Genomic DNA, 13186 nt, shown 5'->3' with positions numbered 1-13186 from the left:
ATAAAGTAAAACCCCCGAACTGGTAAGGAACGGGGGTTTTACTTTACAACTTTAATTTTGTGCAGCATGCACCCTCAACAACAGCGATTATGGATCAGGGTGGTTATCTTTTACAAGCAACTTGCAATCTTTATCATAAAAACTCGAGCCTTTACGAAGAAAGCGATATTGATGGAAATATTAACGTGACTGCAAATTCGTAAGTACATTAAAATTGGCTTCGTTATTGGAGATTTTGCTGTGCTTTACACCATGCCACTGAATTCCCCCATTGAAACGAGTGGTGTCGTCAAAGCTCTGGTGTGGAGTGCAGCATGCATCCTCAATAACTCGCACGTTCAGTTTTGGGGAGATGTAAGGGCTAATCTGAACGGCTGCATTCCTTGTTTAAGGAAAAACGAATGACTGATTGTCGATACCTGTTTAAACGGGTCATTAAAGTCATCATTGCTGTTTTACAGCTGATCCTTCTGTTCTTATAACACAAGGAAACGTACTTAAGGCGCGTCAGGTTAACCAGCCAGGCGCGCCTTTAATAATTATAAATAAATGTCTGCGCAGATATTATATGAATTCATTTGGTGAATGATTATGCTGTTGTCATTATTTGAATAAATATAATAGTGTTAAGCTTTTGTCTATAAATAATTAATACTCTACTTCCAGAGCAGAATATTAAATTTTATCTGCGTGATGCATCAGCACAAATTTATCCCACAACTGCTCTTCTGTCTCGACATGCGCCGGATCTTTCACAATAGTATTAGGGATCGGACACACCTTCTGGCAGGTTGGCGTCTCGTAGTGACCTACGCATTCGGTACACTTATCGCTGTTAATCTCGTAGATATGATCTCCCATTGAAATCGCCTCATTCGGGCATTCAGGTTCACACATATCACAATTGATGCATTTTTTAGTGATTAACAGCGCCATAAGGAAACTCTCAAAACAACACAAACCGGGCGGGCATTATACGCGCATTCTTTGCTCAAACCAGTTTTTTCACCAGTGCTTCGCTGTGGCGAATGCGCTCAGGCGCCAGTTCCAGGTCCTGCTGGATTAGCGCAATGAACAGCAAATCTGTAAGCATTCCCTGAGCGTGACAAGCGGAGATCGATGCACTATTCGTCGCCTGTTCTTCGGCAATAGTATACAGGCAGTGGGACGCTCGTTGTTGCAGAGCATTCGGCGTGAAACCGGTAATTGCCAGCACCTTTCCACCCACGCGCAGCATCTCATCTGCCGCGAGATTTAACTCACGTCGTACACCAGTGTAAGAGATGGCTAATAACAGGTCGTCCGGTGAAGATGCCTGTACAGTAGCGAGCAACGCATGCATATCGCGTTCTGCGGCAGCATTGAAACCAATCTTCATCAGTTTCCAGGCAAAGTTTTGCGCTACCAGACCCGAAGCGCCAATGCCAGTCAAAATAATCCGCCTCGCAGAACGCAGCATCACCACGCATTCATGCAATTTCTCTTCACTGTTAACGTTCAGCGTTGCATACATGGCCGCCGTGTTTTCTTTTATGAGCTTTTCACCGACCAGTCGCAGCGGATCATCACCGCGAATTTGGTTATGAATGGGGACAGAAGGGGATTCCGGCTGGCTCGCCAGAGCTTCGCTTAACGCCAGTTTTAAGGCTGGAAAACCTTTATAGCCGAGTTTTTGTGCGAATTTCACTACGCTGGATTGACTGACCCCAGCTTCGTTGGCCAATTGCTGCGAACTTAAATGGCGCGCCGTATCAGGTTGTAGCAGGAGATAGTCCGCCAGTTTTTTATCACTCTGGGCAAGCTGCTGGTAACGCTGACGAATACGAAGTAAGCCGTTCATATCTTTCCTCGCGATGAAATAATGGCGACAACAGGCAATATGAGACACAAGCGAGTGAATATTATATTCCATAGCTTGTAAGATCTATGAATTAAAAATTCCATTCAGCATTATACGGTAGATTGTTGCCGGAAAAGTGATGATCTATCTGTTAGGCTATGTGGTAGCGATGATTAATCAGGATGTTTCAGTCCAGAGGAGTATGGTTTGGCAACTCACGAGCGTCGTGTGGTGTTTTTTGACTTAGATGGAACATTGCATCAACAGGATATGTTCGGTAGTTTTCTGCGCTACTTACTGCGTCGCCAACCGCTGAATACACTGCTTGTCCTGCCGCTATTGCCGGTTATTGCCATGGCATTATTGATAAAAGGCCGTGCTGCGCGCTGGCCGATGAGTCTGCTATTGTGGGGATGCACTTTTGGTCACAGCGAAGCGCGTTTACAGGCATTACAAGCCGATTTTGTACACTGGTTTCGCGACAATGTTACTGCCTTTCCGCTGGTGCAAGAGCGCCTGACCACCTACTTGCTCAGTTCCGATGCTGATATCTGGTTGATTACCGGTTCTCCACAGCCGCTGGTTGAAGCGGTCTATTTCGATACGCCCTGGTTACCTCGGGTGAATCTTATCGCCAGCCAAATTCAGCGTGGTTATGGCGGCTGGGTATTGACGATGCGTTGCCTCGGGCATGAGAAGGTCGCGCAACTGGAACGCAAAATCGGCACGCCACTGCGGTTGTACAGTGGTTACAGCGACAGTAATCAGGACAACCCGCTGCTTTATTTCTGCCAGCATCGTTGGCGAGTAACCCCGCGCGGTGAACTCCAGCAACTGGAATAGAGTAAAGCATAGCGTCCGTGTATAATGCGCCGCGCTTTTATAACCGGAGTTTTCTTTTTGTCTGAAGTCGAATTTAGTCACGAATACTGGATGCGTCATGCCATGACGCTGGCAAAGCGTGCCTGGGACGAGCGGGAAGTACCGGTCGGCGCGGTATTAGTGCATAACAACCGGGTAATCGGCGAGGGCTGGAATCGTCCGATTGGGCGGCATGATCCTACCGCGCACGCTGAAATCATGGCCCTGCGTCAGGGCGGTCTGGTGATGCAAAATTATCGCCTGATCGACGCCACATTATATGTCACGCTGGAGCCGTGTGTGATGTGCGCCGGAGCGATGATTCACAGCCGCATTGGTCGTGTAGTTTTTGGTGCACGAGATGCGAAAACGGGGGCTGCCGGATCATTAATGGATGTGTTGCACCATCCGGGCATGAATCACCGGGTGGAAATCACGGAAGGGATATTGGCGGAAGAGTGTGCAGCGCTGCTCAGCGACTTCTTTCGCATGCGCCGTCAGGAAATCAAAGCGCAGAAAAAAGCGAAATCTTCTGCGGATTAATTTTGTTTCTTTTCACTTCCCTTCCTGGAAAACAGCAGCGAAGGGGAGTGTGTCAGATAGTTAGATGACGACTGTGAAAGAAACGAGAGAAAAGGAAATTTCCCTTTACTCAATTCTGTTGGTGACACTGCCGGATAATCCTGAGCCAGCTGCATCGCCGCTTCTGCTGCCTGCTTTTCTTTCTCTTGCAGATACCCCACCAGACTAATCTGATACTTACGGATATTCTCGACATAGGCGTAAGCTTCATGTCCCCGTGCATAACCGTAAGTCAGCTTGCTGTAATAGGGCTTCTGGCTAAGTAAAGGCAGACGTTGTTTAACATCGGTCCAGCTGTCTGGATTACCTTTGGTTTTTGCCGTCAGGGCGCGTGCATCCAGCATATGCGCATAACCCATATTGTAAGCGGCGAGCGCAAACCAAATCCGTTCATTTTCTGGCACGCTTTCCGGCACTTTACTCATCATATCCTGCAAATAACGCGCGCCGCCGCTGATGCTTTGTTCAGCATCGGTACGATCGGTAATGCCCAGGCTTTGCGCGGTATTTTTGGTCAACATCATCATGCCGCGCACACCGGTCGGCGAGGTGGCCTGCGCGTCCCAATGTGATTCCTGGTAAGCAATAGCCGCCAGCAAACGCCAGTCAATTTCCTCGGCGTATTTCTCAAACAAAGGTTTTAATTGTGGCAGCACCGCATCGACGGCGCGTAAAAATGTGCGCGTATCGACATAATCAAAATCATCGCCATGCCCCAGGTATTTCTCTTCAATGCGTGCCAGCGTGCCGTCCTCATTCATTTTGTTGAAGAAGTCGAGCAGAGCTGCGGAAAGGGTATTATCGTCATCTAACTGGCTAAACCAGGTCACTGGTTGTTCATCGGTGATATCGAGTGCCACGGCGAGTTCCGGGTGAACTCGCTGGAACAGGCTGATGGCGACAGAATCAGCAATGGTGTAATCCAGCTTACCTCCGATGACATCTTCCAGTAATTCCGCTGAGCCTTTTTTGTCGTCCACCTTCCAGCTTAAATCCGGGAATTTAGTTTCTTTCAGTCTTTGTAGATCGTTAACGACGACGTGTCCTGGTGCGATGGAGAGCTGTTCCGCCGTCAAATTGCCCAGCGTGCGTGGGCGATATTGACCCACTTTGTAAACCAGTTGTTGTGAAACGGAATAATAGGTAGGACCAGGCTGATAGTTTTTTACCCGCTCACTGTTATAAACCAGACCTGCTGCCAGCAGGTCGGCGTTGCCGTTGTCGAGATCGTCAAACAACTGGCTGATATTCTGCCGTACGGTCACTTTCAGTTTCACACCGAGGTAGTCGGCAAATTGTTTGGCCAACTCATAATCCAGCCCGGAAGAGTTACCGTTAATCTCATTCCAGGTGAGGGGAGTATGAATGGTGCTCACGCGCAATTCTCCCCGCGCTTGAATGGCGGCGATACGGTTGTCGGCTTTACCAAACCACGGAATAGACGGCCAGAGAGCTACCGCAAGAAGCAGTGCCAGAATGCCAATGAACAGATAATTAATCTTTAATTTTTTCAATTAGTTAATTCTCTGTGTCGTTCGTGTCCTGGCTTGAAAAAACGATATGCTAAACAAAGGTATAATCATCAATGAGCGGCATTTTGCGTAAACCTGTGCCAGTTGGCAACTTATTACAGCCATTGGCGGCACGCGTTGCTAATTCACGATGGTGATTTTATTTCCACGCAAACGGTTTCGTCAGCGCATCAGATTCTTTATAATGACGCCCGTTTCCCCCCCTTGGGTACACCGAAAGCTTAGAAGACGAGAGACTTATGATGGAAATTCTGCGTGGTTCGCCTGCACTGTCGGCATTCCGAATCAATAAACTGCTGGCGCGTTTTCAGGCTGCCAGGCTCCCGGTTCACAACATTTACGCCGAGTATGTCCATTTTGCTGACCTCAATGCGCCGTTAAACGAAGAAGCGCACGCGCAACTTGAACGCCTGTTGAAATATGGTCCGGCACTCGCCAGCCATGCCCCGGAAGGCAAATTACTGCTGGTGACCCCGCGTCCAGGCACCATCTCTCCCTGGTCTTCAAAAGCGACCGATATCGCCCATAACTGCGGGCTGCAACAGGTAAACCGCCTTGAGCGCGGCGTGGCTTACTATGTAGAAGCCGCTACGCTGACCAATGAACAGTGGCAGCAGGTTACCGCTGAACTGCACGACCGCATGATGGAAACGGTCTTTTTTGCTTTAGATGATGCAGAGCAGCTGTTTGCCCATCATCAACCGACTCCAGTCACCAGCGTTGATTTACTGGGGCAGGGCCGTCAGGCGCTGATCGACGCAAACCTGCGTCTTGGCCTGGCACTGGCGGAAGATGAAATTGACTATCTGCAAGATGCTTTCACAAAGCTTGGTCGTAACCCGAACGACATCGAGTTGTATATGTTCGCCCAGGCGAACTCTGAGCACTGCCGTCATAAGATTTTTAACGCCGACTGGATTATCGACGGTGAACAGCAGCCGAAATCGCTGTTCAAAATGATCAAAAATACCTTCGAAACCACGCCGGATCACGTTCTCTCTGCGTATAAAGATAACGCCGCGGTGATGGAAGGTTCTGAAGTGGGCCGCTACTTTGCTGACCACGAAACGGGCCGCTACGATTATCATCAGGAACCGGCTCACATCCTGATGAAAGTAGAAACTCACAACCACCCGACGGCGATTTCTCCGTGGCCGGGCGCGGCGACCGGTTCCGGCGGTGAAATCCGCGATGAAGGTGCCACCGGGCGCGGCGCGAAGCCGAAAGCCGGTCTGGTTGGTTTCTCCGTTTCCAACCTGCGAATTCCTGGCTTCGAACAGCCGTGGGAAGAAGATTTCGGTAAGCCTGAGCGCATTGTCACCGCGCTGGACATCATGACTGAAGGTCCGCTGGGCGGCGCGGCATTTAACAACGAATTTGGTCGTCCGGCGCTGAACGGCTACTTCCGTACTTATGAAGAAAAAGTGAACAGCCACAACGGCGAAGAGCTGCGCGGTTATCACAAACCGATCATGCTGGCAGGCGGGATCGGTAATATCCGCGCCGATCACGTACAAAAAGGCGAGATCAACGTCGGTGCGAAGCTGGTCGTTCTCGGCGGCCCGGCAATGAACATCGGTCTTGGCGGCGGCGCGGCGTCTTCTATGGCGTCTGGTCAGTCTGATGCCGACCTCGACTTTGCTTCCGTACAGCGCGACAACCCGGAGATGGAGCGTCGCTGCCAGGAAGTGATCGACCGTTGCTGGCAGCTTGGTGATGCCAACCCAATCCTGTTTATCCACGACGTTGGTGCAGGCGGTCTTTCTAACGCCATGCCGGAACTGGTGAGTGACGGCGGGCGCGGCGGTAAATTTGAACTGCGCGATATCCTGAGCGACGAACCGGGTATGAGCCCACTGGAAATCTGGTGTAACGAATCCCAGGAACGCTACGTGCTGGCGGTTGCTGCCGATCAGTTACCGCTGTTTGACGAACTGTGTAAGCGTGAACGCGCGCCATACGCGGTGATTGGTGAAGCGACCGAAGAGCTGCATCTTTCTCTGCACGATCGTCATTTTGATAATCAGCCGATCGATCTACCGCTGGACGTACTGCTTGGCAAAACGCCGAAGATGACCCGCGATGTGCAAACGCTGAAAGCAAAAGGCGATGCGCTGGCCCGTGAAGGGATCACCATTGCTGATGCGGTGAAACGTGTGCTGCATCTGCCGACCGTGGCGGAGAAAACTTTCCTTGTGACCATTGGCGACCGTAGCGTAACCGGCATGGTGGCGCGCGATCAGATGGTTGGCCCGTGGCAGGTGCCGGTCGCTAACTGTGCGGTCACTACTGCCAGCCTCGACAGCTACTACGGTGAAGCGATGGCAATTGGCGAACGTGCGCCAGTTGCACTGCTGGATTTCGCCGCTTCTGCCCGTCTGGCGGTCGGTGAAGCGTTAACCAACATCGCCGCAACACAAATTGGCGATATCAAACGCATTAAACTTTCCGCCAACTGGATGGCGGCGGCAGGCCACCCTGGTGAAGATGCGGGCCTGTATGAAGCCGTTAAAGCTGTGGGCGAAGAGCTTTGCCCGGCGCTGGGCCTGACGATCCCGGTGGGTAAAGATTCAATGTCGATGAAAACCCGCTGGCAGGAAGGTAACGAAGAGCGCGAAATGACGTCGCCGCTGTCGCTGGTGATTTCTGCATTTGCCCGCGTGGAAGATGTACGTCACACCATCACGCCGCAGCTTTCTACCGAAGATAATGCACTGCTGCTGATTGATCTGGGCCTTGGCACTAACGCGTTGGGTGCAACGGCGCTGGCGCAGGTTTATCGTCAGCTTGGCGACAAACCGGCTGATGTGCGCGACGTCGCGCAACTGAAAGGTTTCTATGACGCGATTCAGGCGCTGGTTGCACAGCGTAAGCTGCTCGCGTACCACGACCGCTCTGACGGTGGCCTGCTGGTAACGCTGGCGGAAATGGCATTTGCCGGTCATTGCGGCATTGAAGCGGATATCGCCTCTCTGGGCGACGATCACCTGGCGGCGCTGTTTAACGAAGAACTGGGAGCGGTGATTCAGGTTCGTGCCGCTGACCGTGAAGCGGTCGAAGCGGTACTGGCACAGCATGGCCTTGCTGAGTGCGTCCATTATGTCGGCCAGGCGGTATCTGGCGATCGTTTTGTGATTACCGCCAACGGCCAGTCGGTATACAGCGAAAGCCGTACTACGTTGCGCGTCTGGTGGGCAGAAACCACCTGGCAGATGCAGCGCCTGCGTGACAACCCGGAGTGCGCCGATCAGGAACATCAGGCGAAATCCAACGACGCTGATCCGGGCCTGAATGTGAAACTGTCGTTCGATATCAACGAAGATGTGGCAGCTCCGTTTATCGCTACTGGCGCGCGCCCGAAAGTTGCCGTACTGCGTGAGCAAGGCGTGAACTCGCATGTTGAAATGGCGGCAGCTTTCCATCGTGCGGGCTTCGACGCTATCGACGTGCATATGAGCGATCTGCTGGCTGGACGCACTGGTCTGGAGGATTTCCACGCCCTGGTCGCGTGTGGTGGTTTCTCCTACGGTGATGTGCTGGGTGCCGGTGAAGGTTGGGCGAAGTCTATTCTGTTCAACAACCGTGTACGCGATGAGTTTGCAACCTTCTTCCATCGTCCGCAAACGCTGGCGCTGGGGGTATGTAACGGTTGCCAGATGATGTCTAATCTGCGTGAGCTGATCCCAGGTAGCGAGCTGTGGCCTCGTTTCGTGCGTAACACCTCCGATCGCTTTGAAGCGCGTTTCAGCTTGGTTGAAGTGACCCAAAGCCCGTCTCTGCTGTTGCAGGGGATGGTGGGCTCGCAGATGCCGATTGCTGTGTCTCACGGTGAAGGGCGCGTTGAAGTACGCGACGCGGCGCATCTGGCGGCACTGGAAAGCAAAGGGCTGGTTGCGCTGCGCTATGTCGATAATTTCGGCAAAGTCACTGAAACCTACCCGGCTAACCCGAACGGTTCCCCGAACGGTATTACGGCGGTCACTACCGAAAGCGGTCGTGTCACCATTATGATGCCGCACCCGGAACGTGTTTTCCGTACTGTCAGCAACTCCTGGCATCCGGAAAACTGGGGCGAGGATGGCCCATGGATGCGTATTTTCCGTAATGCGCGTAAGCAGCTGGGGTAAGGCTGCGGAAATTTCACGCAACCCATTGTTTTGTAGGCCGGATAAGGTTTTCACGCCGCATCCGGCATTACACACAACCAGTTAGCCAACAATTATAAGCTCCCAACTCGGGAGCTTTTTTTGTGTCTGTAAATCACGACAATGGGTGGTTTGCCGTGTCGCTTATAGGTGACATATAACTTATTGATTTAATTTAAAACAAATAATTTAAGCTTTGGGCGTCTCTTTTAAGCGACACACTGGCTGATTTATAGCCAACCAGTGGAACAGCCATTAATTCATTAAAGCTATGTTTTATCAGTACGTTATCAAACTATTTTATTTATTGGCACAGTTACTGCATAATAATAACCAGTGGCTCATTCACCCACTTATGTCAGTCCCTTCGGGACGTGCTACATAAAATTCGAATGACGCACAACAAGGTGCCTGCCGTCCAACTTCTGATATCAGCGTAGCTATATCAACCATCGGGCGAAACGTCGAGTTAGGCACCGCCTTATTCCACAACAAAGCCGGGTAATTCCCGGCTTTGTTGTATCTGAACTCCCCCTCGGTTAGCATCAGGCTATTCGCGTCTGACGAGAGTAACACCTTGAAACGCTGGCCTGTTTTTCCCCGTTCATTACGACAATTAGTCATGCTGGCATTCTTGCTGATTCTGCTGCCTCTGTTGGTACTGGCATGGCAAGCCTGGCAAAGCCTTAATGCGCTTAGCGATCAGGCGGCGCTGGTCAATCGCACAACGCTTATTGACGCCCGGCGCAGTGAGGCAATGACTAATGTGGCACTGGAGATGGAGCGTAGCTACCGTCAGTATTGCGTGCTGGACGACTCAACCCTGGCGAAGGTCTATCAAAGCCAGCGTAAACGTTACAGCGAAATGCTCGATGCCCACGCAGGCGTGCTGCCGGACGATAAACTTTACCAGGCATTGCGTCAGGATTTGAACAATCTTGCCCAACTCCAGTGTAACAACAGCGGGCCGGATGCGGCCGCCGCTGCGCGTCTGGAAGCCTTTGCCAATGCCAATGCTGAGATGGTACAGGCCACGCGCACCGTGGTGTTCTCACGCGGGCAGCAACTTCAGCGAGAGATAGCCGAACGCGGACAGTATTTCGGCTGGCAGTCACTGGTGTTGTTTCTGGTGAGTCTGATAATGGTGCTGCTTTTCACCCGAATGATTATTGGTCCGGTGAAAAATATCGAGCGGATGATCAACCGTCTGGGGGAAGGACGCTCACTGGGTAATAGCGTCTCGTTTAGTGGACCGAGCGAGTTACGCTCGGTAGGGCAACGTATTCTTTGGTTAAGTGAACGCCTGTCATGGCTGGAATCCCAGCGCCATCAATTTTTAAGACATTTATCTCATGAATTAAAAACGCCACTGGCGAGTATGCGCGAGGGCACTGAATTACTGGCTGACCAGGTTGTCGGGCCGCTTACGCCAGAGCAAAAAGAGGTGGTAAGCATCCTCGATAGCAGCAGCCGCAATTTGCAAAAACTTATAGAACAACTGCTTGATTACAACCGCAAACAGGCAGATGGCGTGGTGGCGCTTGAGAACGTTGAGCTGACACCGTTGGTGGAGATGGTGGTTTCTGCTCACAGCCTGCCAGCACGGGCTAAAATGATGCATACCGACGTCGATCTCAAGGCAACAGCATGCCTGGCGGAACCCATGCTGCTGATGAGCGTGCTGGATAATCTTTACTCCAATGCGGTGCACTACGGGGCTGAATCCGGTAACATTTGCCTTCGCAGCAGTTTACATGGCGCACGGGTTTATATTGATGTAATCAATACAGGCACACCCATTCCGCAAGAGGAACGCGCCATGATCTTCGAACCCTTTTTTCAGGGAAGTCACCAGCGAAAAGGGGCGGTGAAGGGGAGCGGTCTGGGATTAAGCATTGCCAGGGATTGTATTCGCCGTATGCAGGGGGAACTGTATCTGGTCGACGAGAGCGGGCAAGACGTTTGCTTCCGCATTGAATTGCCTTCGTCGAAAAACACGAAATAATGTTAAGGCCTATCCCATCAGGCTATTTTATTTGCCAGTTCGGCCTTGGGCAGTGCTCGAAATCCTCACGTACTACGTGTACGCTCCGGTTTCTCCGCGCTGTCCGTGTCCAAACTGCCTGCAACAATTACGCCCACTGGGATAGGCTCTGAGTCTGGTGAATATGCGACACATTTTTCAACGATTTTTATCCCGACGGCTGTGGCTGGCGGGGTTGCCTTGTCTGGCGCTGCTGGGCTGCGTGCAGAATCACAATAAGCCAGCCATTAATGCGCCAGTAGAAGAAAAAATCCCGGTTTATCAACTGGCTGATTATCTTCCTACTGAATGTAGCGACATCTGGGCGCTGCAAGGTAAATCAACTGAAACTAACCCGCTTTACTGGCTACGGGCGATGGATTGCGCCAACCGCTTAATGCCAGCGCAGTCGCGTCAGGAAGCGCGCAAGTATGGTGATGGCAGCTGGCAAAATACCTTTAAGCAGGGGATTTTGCTTGCCGATGCCAAAATCACGCCTTTTGAGCGCCGCCAACTGGTCGCGCGCATTGATGCGTTAAGTACTGAGATCCCGGCGCAGGTTCGCCCATTGTATCAACTCTGGCGCGACGGACAGGCGCTGCAACTGCAACTGGCGGAAGAGCGCCAACGTTACAGTAAACTCCAGCAATCCAGCGACAGCGAACTGGACGCCCTGCGCCAGCAACATCACGTTCTACAGCAACAACTGGAACTTACCACCCGCAAGCTGGAGAACCTGACGGATATTGAACGCCAACTCTCGACTCGCAAACCGGCCGGAAATTTCCCACCGGACACGCCGCACGAGAGTGAAAAAAACGCGCCATCCACCAATGAGGTCACCCCTGATGAGCCATAAACCTGCGCATTTGTTATTGGTCGATGATGATCCGGGATTGCTGAAATTGCTTGGCCTGCGCTTGACCAGCGAAGGCTACAGCGTGGTCACGGCAGAAAGTGGTGCCGAGGGGCTGCGGATACTGAATCGTGAAAAAGTGGATTTAGTCATCAGCGACCTGCGGATGGATGAAATGGATGGTATGCAACTGTTTGCTGAAATCCAGAAAGTGCAGCCAGGTATGCCGGTAATCATCCTCACCGCGCATGGCTCCATTCCCGATGCCGTTGCCGCGACACAGCAGGGCGTGTTTAGTTTCCTCACCAAGCCCGTTGATAAAGACGCGCTATATCAGGCAATTGATGATGCGCTGGAGCAATCCGCCCCAGCCACCGACGAACGTTGGCGCGAGGCGATTGTCACTCGCAGCCCGCTGATGCTGCGCTTGCTGGAACAGGCCCGGCTGGTGGCGCAATCAGACGTCAGCGTGCTGATTAACGGGCAGAGCGGCACCGGGAAAGAGATATTCGCCCAGGCTATCCACAACGCCAGCCCGCGTAACAGTAAACCGTTTATTGCTATTAACTGTGGTGCATTGCCCGAGCAGTTGCTGGAGTCGGAGCTGTTTGGTCATGCGCGTGGCGCGTTTACTGGTGCCGTCAGCAATCGCGAAGGTTTATTCCAGGCGGCGGAAGGCGGTACGCTGTTTCTCGATGAGATCGGCGATATGCCCGCACCTTTGCAGGTCAAATTGCTGCGCGTATTGCAGGAGCGAAAAGTCCGTCCGCTGGGCAGTAACCGCGATATTGATATCGACGTGCGGATTATTTCTGCGACCCACCGCGACCTGCCAAAAGCGATGGCGCGCGGGGAGTTTCGCGAAGATCTTTATTACCGCCTCAACGTGGTAAGCCTGAAAATTCCGGCACTGGCGGAGCGTACGGAAGACATTCCGCTGCTGGCAAATCACTTATTGCGTCAGGCAGCAGTACGGCATAAACCGTTTGTCCGCGCGTTCTCCACCGATGCGATGAAACGCCTGATGACCGCCAGCTGGCCGGGTAATGTGCGCCAGTTGGTCAACGTGATTGAACAGTGCGTGGCGCTGACCTCATCTCCGGTGATTAGTGATGCGCTGGTGGAGCAGGCGCTGGAGGGCGAAAACACGGCGCTGCCCACTTTTGTTGAGGCGCGTAACCAGTTTGAACTCAATTACTTGCGCAAGTTGCTGCAAATCACCAAAGGCAACGTCACCCACGCGGCGAGAATGGCGGGGCGCAACCGGACAGAATTTTATAAACTGCTTTCCCGACACGAGCTGGATGCAAACGATTTCAAGGAATGAATCGGTGTAATGTGTTACGT

10 protein-coding genes are annotated in these 13186 nt (G+C 52.1%); 7 read left to right on the top strand and 3 right to left on the bottom strand.

The features are described from left to right. Nucleotides 1–401: 401 nt before the first annotated feature. Nucleotides 402–482 (top strand): type I toxin-antitoxin system toxin ShoB, encoded by an 81-nt coding sequence (gene shoB / locus FEM44_RS02805; RefSeq protein ID WP_130214702.1) that lies wholly within the window; start codon nucleotides 402–404, stop codon nucleotides 480–482. A gap of 193 nt (nucleotides 483–675) precedes the next feature. Here shoB and yfhL read toward each other — a convergent pair whose 3' ends face one another. Beyond that, nucleotides 676–936 (bottom strand): 4Fe-4S dicluster ferredoxin YfhL, encoded by a 261-nt coding sequence (gene yfhL / locus FEM44_RS02800; RefSeq protein WP_001196283.1) that lies wholly within the window; start codon nucleotides 934–936, stop codon nucleotides 676–678. 55 nt (nucleotides 937–991) lie between these two features. Further along, nucleotides 992–1840: a MurR/RpiR family transcriptional regulator gene (locus FEM44_RS02795; protein ID WP_130207550.1), complete on the bottom strand. Its 849-nt coding sequence runs from the start codon at nucleotides 1838–1840 to the stop codon at nucleotides 992–994. A gap of 207 nt (nucleotides 1841–2047) precedes the next feature. Here FEM44_RS02795 and yfhb point away from each other — a divergent pair, with 207 nt between their 5' ends. Together yfhb and tadA are read left to right on the top strand one after the other, a co-directional pair. Further along, entirely contained in the window at nucleotides 2048–2683 is a 636-nt protein-coding gene (gene yfhb, locus FEM44_RS02790) for a phosphatidylglycerophosphatase C (RefSeq protein ID WP_130222054.1), read from the top strand. A gap of 57 nt (nucleotides 2684–2740) precedes the next feature. After that, a complete protein-coding gene (gene tadA, locus FEM44_RS02785; protein WP_217496766.1) occupies nucleotides 2741–3244 on the top strand; it encodes a tRNA adenosine(34) deaminase TadA in 504 nt (167 codons plus the stop codon). On the opposite strand, the gene mltF is transcribed toward tadA, so the two are convergent. Beyond that, entirely contained in the window at nucleotides 3241–4797 is a 1557-nt protein-coding gene (gene mltF / locus FEM44_RS02780; RefSeq protein ID WP_135521492.1) for a membrane-bound lytic murein transglycosylase MltF, read from the bottom strand. The genes tadA and mltF overlap by 4 nt on opposite strands. A 257-nt stretch (nucleotides 4798–5054) precedes the next feature. On the opposite strand from mltF, the gene purL reads away from it, so the two are divergent. The 4 genes from purL (at nucleotide 5055) to glrR (ending at nucleotide 13166) form a co-directional block, all read left to right on the top strand. Then, nucleotides 5055–8942, top strand: coding sequence for a phosphoribosylformylglycinamidine synthase (gene purL, locus FEM44_RS02775; RefSeq protein ID WP_135521495.1), 3888 nt, complete (start codon nucleotides 5055–5057; stop codon nucleotides 8940–8942). A gap of 595 nt (nucleotides 8943–9537) precedes the next feature. Then, nucleotides 9538–10965, top strand: a complete 1428-nt coding sequence (gene qseE / locus FEM44_RS02770; protein WP_135521498.1) for a two component system sensor histidine kinase QseE/GlrK — start codon at nucleotides 9538–9540, stop codon at nucleotides 10963–10965. Between the two features lie 163 nt (nucleotides 10966–11128). Continuing rightward, entirely contained in the window at nucleotides 11129–11842 is a 714-nt protein-coding gene (gene qseG, locus FEM44_RS02765; RefSeq protein ID WP_135521500.1) for a two-component system QseEF-associated lipoprotein QseG, read from the top strand. Next, nucleotides 11832–13166, top strand: coding sequence for a two-component system response regulator GlrR (glrR, locus tag FEM44_RS02760; RefSeq protein ID WP_135521502.1), 1335 nt, complete (start codon nucleotides 11832–11834; stop codon nucleotides 13164–13166). Before qseG ends, glrR begins: the two co-directional genes overlap by 11 nt. The last annotated feature ends 20 nt before the right edge of the window (nucleotides 13167–13186 follow it).

It is taken from the genome of Escherichia sp. E4742 (assembly GCF_005843885.1).
Taxonomy (GTDB): Bacteria; Pseudomonadota; Gammaproteobacteria; order Enterobacterales; family Enterobacteriaceae; genus Escherichia.
Note: the sequence above shows the minus strand (reverse complement) of the source record. Positions and strands in the feature narration are given on the sequence as shown.

Coding starts and splice junctions, on each gene's coding strand:
- shoB (WP_130214702.1), top strand. CDS start 402: ATGACTGATTGTCGATACCTGTTTAAACGGGTCATTAAAGTCATCATT.
- yfhL (WP_001196283.1), bottom strand. CDS start 936: ATGGCGCTGTTAATCACTAAAAAATGCATCAATTGTGATATGTGTGAA.
- FEM44_RS02795 (WP_130207550.1), bottom strand. CDS start 1,840: ATGAACGGCTTACTTCGTATTCGTCAGCGTTACCAGCAGCTTGCCCAG.
- purL (WP_135521495.1), top strand. CDS start 5,055: ATGATGGAAATTCTGCGTGGTTCGCCTGCACTGTCGGCATTCCGAATC.
- qseG (WP_135521500.1), top strand. CDS start 11,129: ATGCGACACATTTTTCAACGATTTTTATCCCGACGGCTGTGGCTGGCG.
- glrR (WP_135521502.1), top strand. CDS start 11,832: ATGAGCCATAAACCTGCGCATTTGTTATTGGTCGATGATGATCCGGGA.